The 17,557-nt window shown below is 55.7% G+C and carries 15 protein-coding genes and 1 tRNA gene; 6 read left to right on the top strand and 10 right to left on the bottom strand.

The features are described from left to right. Positions 1–7 precede the first annotated feature (7 nt). The 3 genes from fabD to J0X15_RS03535 are packed head-to-tail and all read right to left on the bottom strand — an operon-like array spanning position 8 to position 5,666. Complete coding sequence (gene fabD, locus J0X15_RS03525; RefSeq protein WP_206938221.1) at positions 8–2,371, bottom strand: ACP S-malonyltransferase; 2,364 nt, start codon at positions 2,369–2,371, stop codon at positions 8–10. Positions 2,372–2,379: 8 nt separating this feature from the next. Further along, positions 2,380–3,978, bottom strand: coding sequence for an ATP-binding cassette domain-containing protein (locus tag J0X15_RS03530; protein ID WP_206938222.1), 1,599 nt, complete (start codon positions 3,976–3,978; stop codon positions 2,380–2,382). A gap of 53 nt (positions 3,979–4,031) precedes the next feature. Continuing rightward, positions 4,032–5,666, bottom strand: coding sequence for a cyclic peptide export ABC transporter (locus tag J0X15_RS03535; RefSeq protein ID WP_206938223.1), 1,635 nt, complete (start codon positions 5,664–5,666; stop codon positions 4,032–4,034). Positions 5,667–5,678: 12 nt separating this feature from the next. Here J0X15_RS03535 and J0X15_RS03540 point away from each other — a divergent pair, with 12 nt between their 5' ends. The 3 genes from J0X15_RS03540 (at position 5,679) to asnB (ending at position 8,310) form a co-directional block, all read left to right on the top strand. Next, positions 5,679–5,894, top strand: coding sequence for a hypothetical protein (locus tag J0X15_RS03540; protein ID WP_206938224.1), 216 nt, complete (start codon positions 5,679–5,681; stop codon positions 5,892–5,894). Positions 5,895–6,041: 147 nt separating this feature from the next. Continuing rightward, on the top strand, positions 6,042–6,290 hold the full coding sequence (locus J0X15_RS03545) for an acyl carrier protein (RefSeq protein WP_206938225.1): 249 nt from the start codon (positions 6,042–6,044) through the stop codon (positions 6,288–6,290). 22 nt (positions 6,291–6,312) lie between these two features. Further along, on the top strand, positions 6,313–8,310 hold the full coding sequence (gene asnB, locus J0X15_RS03550) for an asparagine synthase (glutamine-hydrolyzing) (RefSeq protein WP_206938227.1): 1,998 nt from the start codon (positions 6,313–6,315) through the stop codon (positions 8,308–8,310). On the opposite strand, the gene J0X15_RS03555 is transcribed toward asnB, so the two are convergent. The 5 genes from J0X15_RS03555 to J0X15_RS03575 are packed head-to-tail and all read right to left on the bottom strand — an operon-like array spanning position 8,274 to position 13,054. Then, complete coding sequence (locus tag J0X15_RS03555; RefSeq protein ID WP_206938228.1) at positions 8,274–9,044, bottom strand: enoyl-CoA hydratase/isomerase; 771 nt, start codon at positions 9,042–9,044, stop codon at positions 8,274–8,276. The two genes, asnB and J0X15_RS03555, sit on opposite strands and share 37 nt — an antisense overlap. Next, a complete protein-coding gene (locus tag J0X15_RS03560) occupies positions 9,041–10,276 on the bottom strand; it encodes a beta-ketoacyl synthase N-terminal-like domain-containing protein (protein ID WP_206938229.1) in 1,236 nt (411 codons plus the stop codon). Before J0X15_RS03560 ends, J0X15_RS03555 begins: the two co-directional genes overlap by 4 nt. Then, positions 10,254–10,502: an acyl carrier protein gene (locus J0X15_RS03565; RefSeq protein ID WP_206938230.1), complete on the bottom strand. Its 249-nt coding sequence runs from the start codon at positions 10,500–10,502 to the stop codon at positions 10,254–10,256. The genes J0X15_RS03560 and J0X15_RS03565 overlap by 23 nt, the downstream gene beginning before the upstream one ends. Positions 10,503–10,547: 45 nt before the next feature. Then, positions 10,548–11,804, bottom strand: a complete 1,257-nt coding sequence (locus J0X15_RS03570; RefSeq protein ID WP_231710247.1) for a hydroxymethylglutaryl-CoA synthase family protein — start codon at positions 11,802–11,804, stop codon at positions 10,548–10,550. Continuing rightward, positions 11,804–13,054 carry a cytochrome P450 gene (locus J0X15_RS03575; protein ID WP_206938231.1) on the bottom strand — a complete coding sequence of 417 codons (1,251 nt, stop codon included), beginning with the start codon at positions 13,052–13,054 and terminating at the stop codon, positions 11,804–11,806. The genes J0X15_RS03570 and J0X15_RS03575 overlap by 1 nt, the downstream gene beginning before the upstream one ends. A gap of 272 nt (positions 13,055–13,326) precedes the next feature. Here J0X15_RS03575 and J0X15_RS03580 point away from each other — a divergent pair, with 272 nt between their 5' ends. Further along, complete coding sequence (locus J0X15_RS03580; RefSeq protein WP_331461875.1) at positions 13,327–14,133, top strand: metallophosphoesterase family protein; 807 nt, start codon at positions 13,327–13,329, stop codon at positions 14,131–14,133. Positions 14,134–14,198: 65 nt separating this feature from the next. Here the strand turns inward: J0X15_RS03580 and J0X15_RS03585 are convergent, their stop codons facing one another. Then, entirely contained in the window at positions 14,199–15,002 is an 804-nt protein-coding gene (locus tag J0X15_RS03585) for a 4'-phosphopantetheinyl transferase family protein (protein ID WP_206938232.1), read from the bottom strand. Between the two features lie 4 nt (positions 15,003–15,006). Here J0X15_RS03585 and J0X15_RS03590 point away from each other — a divergent pair, with 4 nt between their 5' ends. Further along, positions 15,007–15,978, top strand: coding sequence for an acyltransferase domain-containing protein (locus J0X15_RS03590; RefSeq protein WP_206938233.1), 972 nt, complete (start codon positions 15,007–15,009; stop codon positions 15,976–15,978). A 189-nt stretch (positions 15,979–16,167) separates the two neighbouring features. After that, positions 16,168–17,211, top strand: coding sequence for a DUF3089 domain-containing protein (locus J0X15_RS03595; RefSeq protein ID WP_206938234.1), 1,044 nt, complete (start codon positions 16,168–16,170; stop codon positions 17,209–17,211). Between the two features lie 129 nt (positions 17,212–17,340). Here J0X15_RS03595 and J0X15_RS03600 read toward each other — a convergent pair. Further along, positions 17,341–17,417, bottom strand: a tRNA-Met gene (locus tag J0X15_RS03600). Between the last annotated feature and the right edge of the window lie 140 nt (positions 17,418–17,557).

Below are 17,557 nucleotides of genomic sequence, written 5' to 3' on the forward strand. Positions count from 1 at the left end.
CTGATCCTTATCGCGTCATGACAGAAAAACGTCGGTTCAACAGACTGGCCGTTTCTTCAAGAAGCGCAAGTCCGATCTCGTCAGCGTGGCGTTGGCGCCAGGACTGAAAAGCCGTTCCCACCGCAGACTGATTGAACGCCCCCTGGGCAGGGCCGCAATGAACCTGAAAATCCACCTTGTAATCCATATCTCCGGCAAGGGCCCAATTGGTGGTGTCCTTGAAATAACGCTTGAACACCAGCGCCATGCGGTGCTTCGGCAAGCGCTCAGCCCGCTCAACCTCACTCGCAGCGTAAGACCGGGCAACCTCGGCAAAAACGTCATCAAAGCTGCGCCGGAAATAGCGGTCTTCGAGCTGTGATCTCAGCTTGGGGTCGATCTGATCGAGACTGTCGTGCTGACGGTAGATGCCGACCAGCTTTTCTGCGCGCGCCGGGAAGAAGACCCCCTTCTTCAGCACCTGGACTTTTGAACCGAGTTCGAACATCTCACCTGATGGGGCATAGGCCGTGTCATAGACGTTGATGCTCTCCAGCAGATCCTTGACAGCCTCGCTGGTGCCCGCTTCCACCGTGCACTGATTGATCGATCCAGTGACGATGAAGTCCGCACCCAGAATGAAGACTGCGGCGGCAGCCTCTGCTGTTCCGATCCCGCCGGCTGACCCGACGAAAATCGGCCCGAAAGACCCAAACTGCTCTTGAGCCTGATCCCGCAGCTTCAGCACCGGTGGAACCAGCGCGAACGGCATGCCCTGATCTGTATGACCGCCGGAATCTGATTCCACGCAGATCGCATCGGCCATCGGTACGCAGCGCAGCATGTCGGCTTCATCCGTGGTGATCCCACCACTTTTCAAAAGCGAGGCAATCAGTTTTTCGGGCGCTGCGGCCAGGAATTGTGCGGCGACATCGGGGCGAGAGATCTTTGCAATAATCCGGTTTGAGGCGCGCACCACGCCATTTTCCCGTCGCAGTCCTTTGGCTCGGTAGCGAACGAGTGCCGACGTCACCTCCATGAAGGCTGAGGCTTCAATGATGGTGACGCCCTCCTCCAACAGAAGGTCCGTCAACTCATCTTCCAGGTAGGGGCGATTGACGTGGGCGATAAAATTGACGCCGAATGGAGCGCCATCTGAAATACCCGCCTTGATCATGCTGATCGCCGTTTTGACCGCATCCGTTTGCAAGCCGGCGGCCCCAAAGAACCCAAGCAGCCCAGCGCGCGCCATGCGCACCACCAACTCCGTGGATGCAATTCCCTGGTACATGGATCCGCTGACGTAAGGGTAGCGAACACCGAACGTGTCACAAAAACCGCGGGAGCCGAGATTTTCGACCGTAATCCGACCTGGGGCCGAAACCACGCCATTCAGTCTGGTGACTTCAAGTCTCAGGGGGCCATCCGTTGCGGGAGTGGAGGTTTTGAGAATGATCGTAGCTTCCTGCTGAGGTGCCTCAGCCGCTGTGTCGGTTGCTTTTTCTGCGACTTCTTCGGCGACAAGCTGCGCAAGATCGAGCGGGCCGGCTTCCAATTCGGTGCGTTTGAACATAGGCCGGACAACCGGCGGGCCATCCGGGCCAAGCTCGACCGTGTCGGAAAACGCGACCCCCTTCGCCATGAGATAACGCAAGCTCTCACTCCAGCGCACGGGCGCTGTGATCTGTTCGATCATCCGCGCGCGAATGTCTGCATCAACATGCGGCCGGGCTGTCACATTGGAAAGGACCGGGATCTGTTGCACACAGAAGTCCACCCCCCTGGCCAATTCGGCAAACCGTTCCTTGGCGACCTGCATGAACGGGGTGTGGAATGCGCCACTCACAGGCAGCACTTTGTAGTAGCTCGCACCCGCCGCCAGAAAAATGGCCTCGGCCTCAACAATTGCATCCTTGCGACCAGAGACGACAATCTGCTTTGGCGTGTTGTAATTGGCCGGAAATATGTCGGTCAGATTTTTGGTTTGAATCAGATCTTCGATGACGTCCGCTTCCAGTCCAAGGACTGCAGCCATGCCGCCTCCCCGCGCTTCGGCCATCAAGCCGCCGCGCTTTGCCACGAGGCGCAACCCGGACCCAAAATCAAGGACACCCGCTGCGAACAAGGCAACATATTCCGCAACACTGTGACCAAGAAGGATGCCCGGACGCGCCTCCCCATCTTCCAATGAGCTGAGGTATTTCAGGCTGTTGACGACATAAAGCGCAGGCTGCGTAAACTGGGTTTGGCTCAGCTTCTCGATTGGGCCCTCAAGACACAATTGGGCAACGCTATACCCCAGAATGTCATCAGCTTGCTCAACCTGGTTCGAAAAACGGGCAAACAGCTCCTGGCCCATGCCAAGCCGTTGTGCACCTTGTCCGGGAAACATGACAGCTTTCATTGATCCGCCCACTCAGCAGCCGTTTTGATCCATTCGATTTTACCGAGGTCCAGCTTGACTATCCGGTCTGCGGCTTTCCAATATTTTTCGTCGTGGCTCGTCGCAATGACCAGTTTCCCCTCGCTTCTGAGTTTCGGGATAAATGAATTGTAGAAGAACTCGCGAAAATGCACGTCTTGTTCCGCAGACCATTCATCCAGCAGATAAACTGGCCGATCTTCAAGAATAGCTGCGATAAGCGCCAGGCGCTTTCGTTGTCCGGTCGACAGATGCAGCTGGTTGAACTTTCCGTCCTCAAAAGTGACCTTGTCCGCCAAGCCCATCTCAGCAATCAGACTGTTGACCCTGCCTGGCTCAATGTCCTCAAGGCCATAAAGGCGGTCAAACAAGTGAAAATCGACAAAAACGGACGAAAACAATTCGCGGTAACCAGCAACCGCCTTGCCGGAAGCAGCGACTTTGTCGACACCAATCCATCCTGATTGCAGCGGATAGAGCCCGCTCATCATTCTCAGTGCGGTTGACTTTCCGCTGCCGTTTCCACCGACCAGGAAAATGACCTCACCACGCGAAACGGAAAGATTGATAGGGCCGACGGTGTAGGAATCCGGGTCCGTTCTATCGTAGCTGAACTTGATGTCATTGAAGGAGAGCGTCGAAAAATCCAGAAAGGGTTTTGAATAGGCACGGGCCTCTTCCGGCGAAATGCTGGAGCTCTCCGACAACTCCCGATCAACCTTCAGGATCGACTGCAATCCAACCTCTGCCCGGATGAACATTGGCGATTGGGCGACCGTCTTCCACAAGGTGCCCATGCCAAACAGAAGCACCGGAATGAGCTGAAAGATGATGGTCTTGTGGCCGGTCACATAAGTTGGAAAGAGGAACGCCACGGCCCCCAAGAGCAGGAAGGTCGACAGGCTCCCCAGCAGGATCAGTGCAACCCAATGCTCAATGGTTCGCACGAGCAGCCTTTCCAAGACATCGGAGCGTTTGCGATAGGCCACTGCAACAGCGTTGCTGCGAGCAGTGTTAAGGCGCAATTCCTTGGAGCCGTGGATGATATCGACAATCGCATCGAGCATTTGCGCCTGCATTTTTTCAACCAGCAGCAGAATGTTTCGAAAGCGGTTGTCGATCACCTTGTACCCAAGATACCCCATAGCGATCGCGGCGATGAAGACCAGAAAAGCAGCCGGAGATAGGTAGAGAAGATAAAGAAGCGACATTCCGAGCAGCACCATTTGCTGGACGGCATCGACAATGAGCGGAAACGTCACGGAAAGGTGGTTGGTTTCCTTCGCCACCAGATTGTAGAGGCGCCCTCTTCCCAGCTGGTCAACGACAAGAAGCTCGGATTTGCGCAACTTGTCGGCGATCTCCAACCGCTTCCGGTTGAGCAGGGTTTCGATGATTTTCATCGACCGGACCAGCGCCAGCTGGTTGGCACCATAATAAAACCCGAAGGCCGTCAGGAAAATCGCCCAGCTGACGAGGCTGGGATGCAGCCCCTTTGAAACCGTTTCGGCTACATTCGTGATCACGATGATCAGGCTGGCATTCGCGACCCCCGCAACGAGGGTCAGGATCATCATCAGCCGAAGCTGCCGTGGCTCTGTTTGTTTAATGAAATCGACAATCACCATCGTCAATTCACCCCAGCCATGGTGATCATGCCAAGATCAAGAGTGACCTGACGGTCACAACAGTCCCAATACTTGTCATCATGGGTCACGGCGATGACGGTTTTTCCCCGGGCTTTGAAGTCGGGAAGCATTTCGCGATAGAAAACATCGCGGAAGTGGCCGTCCTGATCCGCAGCCCATTCGTCAAATATATAGACTTCCCGGTCTTCCAGCAGGCACGAGATCATCGCCAGGCGCTTGCGCTGCCCCGTCGAAAGCTCCCGTGTGGTGAAACGGCCTTTTTCGAAGCGGACCTTGTCACTCAGCTCCATTTTGGCGATCAGCCGTTCGACCTCCTCCGTGGAAACGTTCTCCATGCCATATGGCCGGTCAAACAGATGGAAGTCGGTAAAAATCGCCGAGTAGATTTCCCGGTACTGCTGCCGCGTTGTGTCAGTGACCTCTTCCCCGTCGCATAGGACGCGGCCACTTTCGGGAAGATACAGGCCGCAAAGAAGTTTCAGTGCAGTCGACTTGCCACTGCCGTTGCCACCGGTCATGAAAACAATCTCACCTCTGTTCAAGGTGAGGTTCAAAGGCCCCGCAGCAAACGTTATCGCGTTCTCTCTATCGACATATCTGAACATTGCCTCAGACAGTTCAATTTTTGAGAAGTTTCTGAATGGGGAGTTCTGCCGTGGTGATTTGGGGCCGGATGGCGACAGACCCTCATCGAGGCGCCGCTCCAGATCATAGACATGCCCCAGCCCCACCTCTGCCCGACCAAGAAGACGTATGACCGAGGTCAGGGCGGCCATCGGCCCAACGGCAAAAACCGAGACCGCCATGATCTTGTAAATCGTGTCTGTATAGCCGCCAAAGAATATGGGAAGCACAAAGACCACCAACCCAGCCAGAAGAAACACAAAGGCATTGCTGAACTGCAGCAACGTCACCCAGCGCCCCCCGTCTCGCAGAACCGCGTCCTTCAAATCGCTCGTCAAATTTGTGAAATGCTCGAACAGCGCGTCGTTCTTGTTGGCATTCAGTCGAATTTCCTGAAACCCGAGGGTGAAGTGGGACAGGTTGTCGATCAGCTCTGCCTCCTTGTAATGCACCTCGCCCAGATAGCCCGTCAGAGCCTTTTGGCGATTCAGAAAGAACAGAATGCCGAGCACAGTAAAGCCGGCCACGACAAAGAATGAGATCAGCGACAGGGTGGCGATATAAAGGATCAGGAAAACAAGCAGGAATGCGCTCTGCGCCGCACCGATGATAAGCGGCAAGGTCTGAGACAGATGGTCGGTTTCCTGAGCAACGGTGAGATACACATCGCCCTGCCCCATTCTCTCCAGCGTCCGCAGATCGACTTTTCCGATTTTATTGACCACACGCCGGCGCATTGTCTCCAGGCGAGACTGAACAAACCTGTTGGCATGCAGCAAGGAGGAGCGGTTTGAGACAATGAAGAAAAACAGGGTCAGCAGATAAACGATCATCAGCTGCACGCTGATTGCCTCATCGAGCAAGGACCGCTCGGCCGCCTGGTTGATCAGGCCCACCAGGCCGGCGTTTCCAAGTCCGGACAGGCTGGTAACAATAATGATGAACTGACGGTTGCCTGAGGTGCCACTTCTGAGCAGTCGGAGTATATTCATTCAAAACTCAGCATGGCAGCTTCCCTGGAAAGAGGCCTTCAGGTTGAAAATCCGGCGCGTCTCAAAAAATGTGGTTTTTCAACTGCCCTGGGGCTGCACGCCAATGCCCCCATCAATAATTCTTTCCAAGGTGTCACTTCAAAACAATCTCCGATAGATGCTATTAGCGGCAGCAACACCACGCAAGCGCACGCTCTGCAACATATGATAAGAATCAGGATTTTTTGATAAAAATCCGTATTTTAGCGAAAAGTCACTGTTCCTTTATCTTACGTTTGGCTACCGTATTCCCTCATTGATCGGACGCATAAGCTCCGCAGCTGCGCTCAAGCCTCGTCCGAGGGCTCTGTCGCTCACCCTAGAAGTTTAGGCACCATGAGTAAAATTCGTGATTTCATGGAAGATCAATTTCTGATTGAGTTCGACGAGACGTTTCCCGCCTCGTCAGATCTGTTCAAGGAGGGCGTGATGGACTCCTTTGGCTACATCCAGCTGATCCGCTTTCTGGAAGAAGAATTTGAAATCAAGTTCACGGAAAAAGAGATGACCGGCGGCGTCATGGTGAGCCTTGAGCAGATCGAACAGACAGTTGCGCAAAAGACAGCTGACCGTTCAACTTCCTGAGTTCGTATAGGTTCAAGACTTCATGTGCGGTATCGTCGGCATTTCAAATCCCGCCATTTCGGCAGAAGCCCTTACTGACGATATTCAAACAATGTTGGCCTATATCGGCCACCGTGGCCCCGATGGCGCCGGGTATGTTGTCGACAATGGCTTTGCAATGGGCTCTGTTCGCCTGGCAATCCTTGACCCGGCTTCCGGCGTTCAGCCTTTCACCGACAAATCCGGCCGTTTCTGGCTGTGCTACAACGGTGAAATCTACAATTACCGAGAGCTCAAGACGACGCTGGAAGCCGCCGGATGCGTTTTCCAGACACAGTGCGATACGGAAGTCGTTCTGAATGCCTGGATCACCTGGGGGGCCGACTGTCTACGCCGGTTCAACGGGGGTTTCGCCTTCTCGCTATATGACAGTGAAACAGGCGACCTCTTCCTGGCCCGCGACCGGTTTGGCAAGCGCCCGCTGTTTTACGCCAAACGTGGCAAAAGCGTTCTGTTCGCCTCGGAAATGAAGGCCTTTCTGACATTTCCCGACTTTGCCTTTGAGCAGGATCCGGCCCAGCTGTCATCGATCCTTGGGCAATGGACTCCGCTTCCCCACCAATCCGGTTTTCAAGGCATCGAAAGCCTGCCGATGGGACAATGGTTGGCGGTCAGGAATGGCAACATCAGCACGCATACCTATACCGACCTGCAGTTCGACACAGGGCCCGAGGTCACGTCGGAAGCAGAGGCACTTGACCTCGTTCGGGATCGTTTGACGCGCAGCGTCGAATTACGCCTACGCAGTGATGTGGAAGTCGGCGTTTACCTGAGCGGTGGCGTTGATTCTGCTATTGTTGCGACCCTGGCGAAAGATTTCTCGCAAAAACCGCTCTCGACCTTCTCTGTCGAGTTCGAAGACACTGAATTTGACGAGACACCCGAGCAACGTCTGGTTTCGGAGCATCTGGGCACGCGGCATTTTTCCCAGCGCATTAGCCATGCCGACATTGCCGACAGCACGCCTGATGCGATCTACCATGCAGAAATGCCTGCGTTCCGAAGTGCCTTCATTCCGATGTACCTGCTGTCGAAACGCACCCAGGAGGAAGGCATCAAGGTCATTCTAAGTGGGGAAGGGGCCGATGAAGCCTTCCTTGGCTATGACCTGTTCAAGGAAACACGCTTGCGAGAAGCCTGGGACAGGCTTCCTGAAGACCAGCGTCGCAGCCAGCTTGAGAAACTCTATCCGCACTTGTCGCACTATGGGCCGAAGGATATCGCAGCGGTCACCGGGCTCTATCACCAGTTTTCGACCGAGAAAATGCCCGGCCTGTTCTCACATGAGTTGCGGTTTCAGAACGGTCAGTTCTCCGCCCGACTGTTGAACGATGCAGCGCCTCCCTTCGAGGAGATCCTCCTCTATGTCGCAGCACAGGACGGATACGCGAATTTCTCATCGGTCGAAAAGGCACAATGGCTTGAGTACAAGACACTCTTGCCGGGGTATCTCCTGTCGACGCAAGGCGAGCGGATGAGCTTCTCGCATGGCGTTGAAAATCGTTGTCCGTTCCTGGATCCGGATGTCTTTGCGCTGGCAACCTCCATCAACCTGAAGTTCGACGACGGCCTGACTGAAAAACGTCTGTTGCGCGAGGCGTTTCGCGGGCGCCTTCCCGATCAGATCATCGACAAGCGCAAGTTTCCTTACCGCGCTCCGGACTCTGCGGCTTTTGCAGCCCGACGCCCCGATTATCTGGACGTCCTCCTGAGCTCCGGCGAGCTCTCGAAAATACCTTTTGTGAATGCGAAATTTGCCCAGCGCCTTGCCAACAAGGTGCTGACAAGACCGGCAGGCGAGATCAGTACGAAAGAAAACCAGACCTTCATGTACCTGCTGTCCATCTGCCTGTTGCATCGGACTTTTGTCCTGCGCGAAGGATTGCAGAGCCCGGTCCTCCCCCCGCTTCAACGAGCCGTCAACCTGACGCAAACCGGCAAGGCTCACGCTTCCCAGGGGAACTTCAGTTCGCTGACATAGCGCTGAATGCCTGCAACAACGCTCGGGTCCGAAAAGAAGGTGCGGTTTGCTGTCAGCGCCGCTACTTTGTCGCGCTCCGGATTGCCCGAACACGAGGCCATGTAGCATTTGTAACTGGCGATCGCTTGCCGGTTCAAATGCTGCAATCGCGTCAGATGTTGGCGCAAGGCAGCATCGGCATTTTCCGCGACAACATCCACCAGGCCAGAGGCTGCGGCATCATGAGCGGAGACAGGTTTGGTCATCAAGGTCATGTAATGGGCTTTCTGATGCCCAATCCGCCTGACCAGAAACGGCAACACACAGGCCGGAAAAAGCCCGAACAGCAATTCGGACAAGCCGAAAGTGGCACGCTGCTCTGCAATCACGATGTCGCACGCAGCTACGAACCCAACGCCTCCCGCGTTCACACGGCCTTTCACAACGCTGATTGTGATGAACGGCCCTTCCGACAACAGCCGCCAGATTTCGTAAAGGGGCTCCGGGTCTCCAGCTGCCCCAGAGTCTGAAACCGCCTGGAAATCCCCCCCGGCACAAAAGATCTCGGCATTGCCTTCCAGCACGACAATGCTGACAGGCTTGCCATCTGACCCGGCATCGCAAACGCAGATATTGAGAACCTGGGTCAGCTCCCTGATCATCTGGTCATTGATCGCGTTGCCCGCTTCAGGCCGGTCGAAGCTGATCCGGCAAAGACCCTTGCCAATCGTCACGGCGAGCGTGTCATAGGTCATCCCGGTCTCCCGATCACAAGGGCTGCATTCATGCCGCCAAATCCAAATGAGAATTTCAGGGCCGTCTGAAGAGCATGGGTTTCGGCTTTGGCACCGACCCAGCGCAGGTTCGGATCCAGCGGATGCTGCAGATTACGCATTGGGTGCAAACGCCCCGCTTCGATTTGCATCAGGGTTGCGGCAACCTCAACTGTACCGGCAGCACTCAATCCATGACCGATTATCGACTTGGTCGCATTGATCCGGGCATGACCGAGGCCCAAAGCCCGATAGGTCTCGAGTTCCACCATGTCACCCGTCGGCGTTCCGGTCGCATGACCGTTCACGTAGTCAATGTCTTCGGCTTTCAGACCGGCTTCTGCCAAGGCCTTTTTCGCAGCCCGGATCTGGCCGGCTGAGTTCGGCTCCGGCCCACGTGTACCGTCACTCACAAAGCCAGCACCGAGCAGGGTTCCATAGCTTGAAAGCCCAGCCAGCTTGTCAGTCCGAGTGAGGACAAGCGCCGCACAAGCCTCACCATAGATGAAACCATCGTGGTCCCGATCCATCGGACGGCACGCCTCAGACGGGGCGGTCGCGTATTTGCTCGAACCCATGGCCCCCAATGCGCGCATAGCCTGGAGATCATGCCCGGAAACATCCTGAAAGGCCCCAAGCGCGATGCAGACGTCGACCTTGCCAGCCCGGATCGCATCCATGGCCTGAACAATTGCTAGCGTTCCACTGGCTGATGCAGCACCGGTCGTATAGGCAAAACCTCGGATCGCAAATATCGAGGTGCACAGGCCACAGATATCCGTATCGAGAAACATATGCCCGTGCCGCGGCGGAATGTAGGCGCGCCTATCGGCGTAGCCTTTGAACGCCAGCGCTTGTTCACGCGACATCAGGTTGCTGCCACCAACCACAAGACCGATACGGTCCGGGTCGATCGCATCCAGATTGGCTTCTTGCCAGGCTTCAGTCACGACGGACACTGCAGTCGCTCCGCTCAGACTGGCGGTTCTGGCGATGCGCCTTGGCAGAATGTCTGGCGGCGGCGGCATCTCAATGCCGATAAAAGGGCTCTCCCCGTCTGCCGCCTCACGCGTTTCGCGCTGCAAATAGGAAAACAGGTTGGGTGCCTCGAACAAGCCTTCCCGGAAAAGCGCCTTCCCATGGCCAAATCCAGACGCGATACCTATTCCGGAGACAGCAATACCCACCTGATCAGCCAGCAGTTTTGGTGGCAAGAAGCGCGGCCAGTTCACCAATGTTGCGCGGGCCGTGCAACTGAACCATCGGGATTTTCAGACCAAGCTTTTCCATGGTCGCGATGATGACTTCACTGCGCTCGATGGAATCAACACCCAGCTCCGCCATGGCATCAGAGGCGGAAATCTCTTGGTCGGCCAGCTCAGGGACCGTCTCGCGGATTTCCGCAATGATGATCTGGGTAATCTTGTTTGCGTCCTGCATTGTAATCCTGTTTCGGCCAGTCGTTGTCGGCGCCCGAAAGCCCGGTTAGATCCAGATGTAATTGCGATGATAGCCGTCGATACGGTCCAGAACCAACGTGTCCCCCTTGCCAGAAGATGACCAGGCTCCGGGAATAATGTCGCGGTCCAGTTCGCAATCCTTCGTTCCAAAGCGAACGGTGGAACTGCCGGTCAGCAGCTTTTCATATTCCTCGATGGACAGCTGATAGCGTTCATCGAGTTTTCGGGAAATCTCCATGGCGCCCAATCGTCTGGTGCCTTCAGCACCAACCACACCGCTGAAAAACTCAGAACAGCAGCCTGATCCATACGAGAACAAGCCCAGACGGATCGGCGCATCCGGTTTTATCGCGTCAATTGTTCCGGCCAAGGCCACGAACACCGAGGCGCCTGCCGTGTTGCCCACCCGTTTTCCATAAGCAAGGCTGGGCGTGAGACGTTTCTCAAAATCTGCAGAGATCGCATCGGGCTTCGCCTTGTAAAGCTTGCGCATCAATTGCCGATGCGCGCCCTTTACCATGCCGCCAAACGGTGTATGGAAGCACAACTGATCGAATGTCGTTTGAAAGTCGGCCCCTTCAACGCGGCGCGCATAGTCCCCGAAAGCCCCACTGCAACAATCGAGATACGCCATCAGGGAAAGGTCTGCATCGCCGGCCTCTGTGTCTGGTCCCGGGCGACATGTGTCCATGACCTCGAAAGCATGATTGCCATAGGCGCCCTGATCAATCTGAAACACATGCGGCGTATCGGAGACCAGCATGGCCACGGCCCCGGCCCCCGAACTCGGCTCCGAGTATGCCCATTCCTGAACGGCCTTGGAATCCGCCAGCGCAAACCGCGAAATGTCAGTGGCAACCACAAGGGCCTTTGCCCCCGGCGAGGTTCCTGACATCACGAAATTGAGCGCCATCTGCAATCCGGCAGTTCCCGAATAACAGGCCTGCTTCAATTCAAAGAGGCGGCAGTTGGAGGGCAGATCCAGATATTTGAGCAGATAGGTGCTGATTGATTTGCCAAAATCGATCCCGGATTCGGTACAGGTTATCACCATCTCGATCTGGCTACGCTCTTCGGCGCTCAGACCTTCAACTATCGGCCGTGCCGCGTTCACCGCGAATGTGACCGGATCCTCATAAGGCAGCGCGACACTTTTTTCCTGGATCAGCAAATTTTCAAATCGCGGCAGGTCCAGACCGCGATGATCGCATAACTCGCGCACGTCGAGGTAAGCCATGCCGCCATAAACGTTCATGGCCTCTATACCGGCAGCCATCGTCATCAAGTCCGCTCCAACCGTACTGGCAAGCGGCCGAGGCCACGTGCATTCATTCTGTCAAGGCGCCACTCCGGAGCTCCGGCAAGCTCGATCGTGCCATATTTTTCCAGCACGGCCGAAAAAGCCAGCTGCGCTTCAAGGCGAGCCAGAGGCGCGCCGATGCAAAAGTGTTTGCCGCCACCAAAGGTGAACTGGGCATTGGCCGACCTGCCGATATCCAGTGTGTCGGGATCTGAGAACCGCTCCGGGTCTCTGTTGATTGCCCCAACGAGGCCGATAACAGGAGCCCCCTTCGGAATACACGTCCCTTCCACCTCAAAGTCTTCAAGCGCGATACGCAAGATCATGTTGCCGCCGGGCTCCATGCGCATGAATTCCTCGACCGCGGTTCTCATGAGATTCATGTCCGACCGCAACCGTGCCATTTGGTCGGGTTCCCGCAACAGCAGCAGCATGCCGTTCCCAATCAGGGTCACGGTTGTTTCATGACCTGCAACCAGCATGGAAACAAGGTTGGTGAGGGTTTCTTCCTCATCAAGTGTCCCATCCTTACAAGCTTTTATCGCCATTCCCATCAGATTGTCTTCATCTGAGTCTTTTCGCATGGCGATCTGCTCACGCAGAAAATTCTTGAAATCGTTCAAGGCTTGCAAGGCTTCGGTCTTTTGCTCCGGGGTCATCAGAATGTCGCCGATACGGATCAGAGAAGCGCTCCATTGCCCAATTTGCCCATCCAGACTTTCCGGGATATCGAACAGCTTGCACAGAACGCGCAGAGGCAACGGGCCGGCAAAAGCCTCAATAAAATCGACCTCCCCTCGCTCTGGCATGGCATCCAGAAGGATTCTGGTCTGCTGTTCGATCAACGGGACCATTGAGCTCATTGCCTGCGATCGAAACGCAGGTTCGTAGACCTTGCGCATCCGTTTGTGGTCTTCCCCGTCGCAGTTGATCATCTGCCATTGGAATTCACTGAAGAGCCTGTATCCGGTCGGATCCTGAAGGCGATAATCGTCAGAGGTCCAGCCACCGATCCATTTGCGCGTGTCCCGCCCCATGCCCGTTGATTTCGAGATCTTCGCAAAGGCACGATGTCCCAGAACGAAATAAATCCCGCTGGCCTTATCCAGATGAACGCTTCCCAGCTTCTGCAAGCGCCGCAATTCGGGATAGGGATGTTCCAGAAACTCCAGATCCGATAGCAAGGGCCACCAGTCGATGTCATAGCCGTCAGATCCGTGGGCTTCGGTCATCTGCTTCTCTTTTGCGGCTGTAACTTGGATCAAAATCCAAGCAAAAACGGGACGATAGCTAAAAACGCAATGCGATCTGAATTCAAGTTTTCACTGTGAAGGCATGCCCGGCGTCTTACAACCGTGAATCGCACCGACTATGGCAGGTTACTGGCCAGCGGTGTCGCCCTGCAAGCTGGACAGAGCCCACTGAATGCGAGAAGTAGTTGAGAGCTCGCACATCATGACAAGAAAAGGAAACATAGATCTCTGAGCACAAAACCCTCAAGGCGATCAGCGATCTCCATCTCGCCAGTGAAGCCAATCGAGACGCCCTTCATGCGCTGCCATCCTTCCGCAATGACTGGTTGATTGTCGCCGGCGATGTTGGTGAAAAATTCGAACACATACGGCTGGCATTCGAGACCCTGACCCAGAAATTCGAGAAGGTGTTCTGGGTTCCCGGAAATCATGATTTATGGGCCATCCCGGAAACACGGGATGCGCGCCCCCTTGCTGGTGAGGCGCGCTACAGTGCCCTGATTGACTGCGCCCGCGCGTATGGGGTCTCCACGCCCGAAGACCCGTTCGAAATCTGGAACGGGGCCGGTGGACCGTGTGTCATCGCGCCGCTTTTCCTGCTCTATGATTACAGCTTCCGGCCGGACGCCATTGCGCGCGACGAGGTCGTCTCCTGGGCAAGCGAACAAGGCTCTGTCTGTGCTGACGAATTTTTCCTGGACCCTGCGCCATGGCAAAGCCGTGAGGACTGGTGCGCAGCACGCTGTGCGGAAACCGAGCGCCGGCTGCAAGATATTCCCGTGGGAATGCAAACCATTCTCGTCAATCACTACCCGTTGCGCAGCGACTTGATTCATATCCCGAGAGTGCCGCGCTTCACCCCCTGGTGTGGCACACGCCGAACAGAGAACTGGCACCAGCGCTACAACGCAAAGGTCGTCATTTCGGGGCATCTGCACACACGCCGAACCGATTGGCGGGATGCAACGCGCTTTGAAGAGGTGTCCCTCGGATATCCACGCCAGTGGGATCAGACCAAGGGAATGTCCCATTATCTACGAGACATTCTGCCCGCTTAAGCGCTGAGCAAGTCTCAGTTCTAAGTGCGATTATCTGGCTGCCTGGGCATCACCGGCACAGGATTTCAGATTGCAGCCAGACACCGCAAATACTCAAGTGGAGCAGGTGTGGCATCAATCTTCAGACGGACGGGGTCCGGATGGCGGACCGCGAGTGCCATCAGATGGTCCGGCCCCGGGCGATAGCGTTCAAACCACCAATTCTCCGGATCGTCCCTCACGGTATCGTCAAAATGAATGCGCAAGGTCTCCAGATCAAAGGAAAAGGCAGCCAAAGGTTGGGAAAGCCCTTTGCCGATCGCTTTGACATAGGCTTCCTTCAACGTCCAGAAAGACAGGAACGTCTCGATTTTTTGTGAGTCTGGGACAGCAGCCAGGATCTCGCACTCCCGCGCAGCAAACACACTTTCGGCAAGTTTCTCCGTAGGCGCACTGCGCTGCAACCATTCAACATCGACGCCGATGTCGCGGTCTACCGTCAAAGCAACCGCCGCCAGCCCGCGCGTGTGGGAAATATTGATCCTCAGGCGCGGCCCATCAGGGGGACAGACAAGCTCAGGTTTTCCGTAGTCTTCAGCAGCGAATTGCCAGCTCTGTGGCGCGTGCCCCGTGCAATAGGTCAAAAGCCCCCGGCAGCTCGCGTGGGCTGCGACGTAAACCTGTTTGTCGCGTTCGAAATGAAATCGCTCCGAGCGGGATCGTTCTTCTTCGTTGAGGAGGGATGCCAGACGACCCCAGTCGCCTTCGCCAATCTCGGCAAGATCCAGCCACCACAGCGCAACTCGCTCTGACGTGATCAGCGGCTTGCCGTTTGCAACCGGCCCATGCAACAAGAAACGGTCTGCCGCCCGATTTTCCGTCAAGGTCATTTGAATGCCTTCATTGTCCCCGTCCCTGCCCACGGTTTTCTGCTTCGCGGGGCAAGGGTCACAGTATTACCATATGGCAGCCGATCTGATGCAGGCCCATCCCGTTTTCAAACGGTGGATGGATATCGGTGACCGCATAATCAGGGATACCCAGGGGTTTTCACCTCTGGAAAAGATTTATGCAGCCGACTGCAAGGCGAGTGATCCCTTTGATCATCTTGAACATTCGCATCCAGCACTGTTCATGACCCAGTTTGCAACAGCCAAGCTGGTGCAACATCTGGGAATCAAGCCGGACATGCTTCTGGGTGTCAGCCTTGGGGAGTTTGTGGCGATGAGTGTCGCCGGAATGGTGCCCTTTGAAACCGCGCTGAAAGCCATTGCCAGTCAACCCGCCATCTTCCGCAAGAATGCCCCGGCCGGCTGCCTCATCGCGGTTCTGGCGTCGGAGAACATATGCAAGACATCGCCGGTCTTGACCGCAAGCACCGAAGTTGCCGGCGTCACTGCAAGGGCGCATTGTGTGCTGGCCTGTTTGGCCAATGACAAGGTCGAAGTCCTAGCCGAATTACGCCGTCTGGATGTGGCGTTTCAGGTGCTGCCAGTGCCATTTGCATTCCACTCGACGTGGATCGAGAACGCAAAAGAGGATTATCTGCGGGCCGCGCGAGGTCTCTCGTTTGAGACGCCTTTCTGGCCGGTTTGGTCAGCCTGTTCCGGACAGAGGGTCGAAGATCTCGACACCGTCGCCGCCTGGCAGATCGTCAGAAACCCGATGCAGCTGCGCCAGGCCTTTTCCAGGATCGAGGCAGACGGCGGGGCGCATTATGTTGATTTGAGCCCAACGGGAAGTCTGGCGGCGATCCAGCGCCAGGAACTCGACAAAACGTCTGCATCGACCGTTACAAATCTATTGTCCCCCTTCGGTGGAAATCTGCAACGCCTGGCTGAGTTTTGTGAAGCAAGCCCAGCTTGAACGTTCGCGCTCCTTCCTGGATACAGCAGACACTTGGCCGAAGCCCGCCCCCTCCTGACATCATCTCTGTTTGCTCGACCTTTAAGTCCTGGACCACCGACCAAGAGTATTTTTGCAAGCGCCGAAACCCAAAAGATGTAGTACAGTCAACCACAACCATAAGCGCCTTTGCTGAAAGCGGGAAAATACATGCAAATATCACAGCGGATCCGCTTGTTGCGTGAACACACACCAGGCACTTTTGCAGCCGTTTTTGCAGGCCTCATTGTCGCTTTCGGGTTGGCGACGCCTGCCACGGCAGACGGCTTGCCCCCGGTAACTGACGCTGTTGTTCCGCCTCCGCCAGACTATGAGAAGGCGGCGAGCTGGTTGGCGAAACCAGACAATCCGAACCAATTTGCCGTGGACATACTCTGGCTATACCCAACTGTTCTTTATGATCAGACAGAGTGGTTGATGGATATCACCCGCAAGGATCTCGTCGCCGGGGCGCTTGAAAGCGTCGACACGGAGGCACTGGTCTTCTCGGGTCAGGCCAATCTCTATGCGCCTTTGTACCGGCAGATGAATCTGGCCGGGTTCGATCTGCCCGAAGACCAGCGTGACCACCTGATTTCCTACGGTGAAGACGATGCCCGCCGCGCCCTGACCTATTATATGCAGCATCACAACAATGGCCGGCCATTTATTGTCGCAGCACACAGCCAGGGCTCTTATGTCCTCACGCAGCTGCTTGTCGACCATTGGGGCAAGCTCGGGATCGAAGACCAACTCATCGCCGGCTACCTGATCGGCTGGTCGATCACACAGGAAGACCTGACGGACAACACAGCCATCAAGATTTGCGATACACCCTCGGAAACCGGGTGTTTTGTAACCTACAATTCGGTTGCGCCCGGCAGGCAAAGCGCAGCTCCGATGATCCTCAAGGGTGCTGCGGTTGTTAATCCGCTCACCTGGACGCGTGAACCGACATTGGCGCGCGCCGACCTCAACGCCGGCACAACCTTCTTCGACCAACAGGGCAACCGGCAGACTTATCCGGGCTTGGCCTCGGCGCAAATCGTCGACGATGGCCTTGTGGTGACCGCCGAAGGCCCTTTCGAGCTCGACAGCACGTTCTTCCCCAAAGGCGTCTATCACAGCTACGATTATTCGCTGTTTTTCGAGAACCTCAAGTCCAACGCCTCTCAACGAATTCAGGCGTATTTGTCCAACAAGCCAGACAACTAGGAGATCCATCGCCACCCCGGCTCAAATCGCAGCTGGATGAAAGGTCAGCTTGCCGTCCCATTTTTCCTGTTTCAGAACGCAAGAAAGCCCGCAGGATTTCTCCGTGCGGGCTTTTTTGTGTTTTGTATTTGGTTGCGGGAGCAGGATTTGAACCTGCGACCTTCAGGTTATGAGCCTGACGAGCTACCGGACTGCTCCATCCCGCGTTGTTTTGAGGTTTTTTTTTGCGCTATCGGCTGTTGGCTTTTTGAGCGCTTTATCGTTTGAAGAGTTTATTATCTGCGTTTTGCAGGCCTGGCGGCGACCTACTCTCCCACACCTTAAGATGCAGTACCATTGGCGCTGG

Source organism: Roseibium limicola, from assembly GCF_017313085.1.
GTDB classification, from domain to species: domain Bacteria; phylum Pseudomonadota; class Alphaproteobacteria; order Rhizobiales; family Stappiaceae; genus Roseibium; species Roseibium limicola.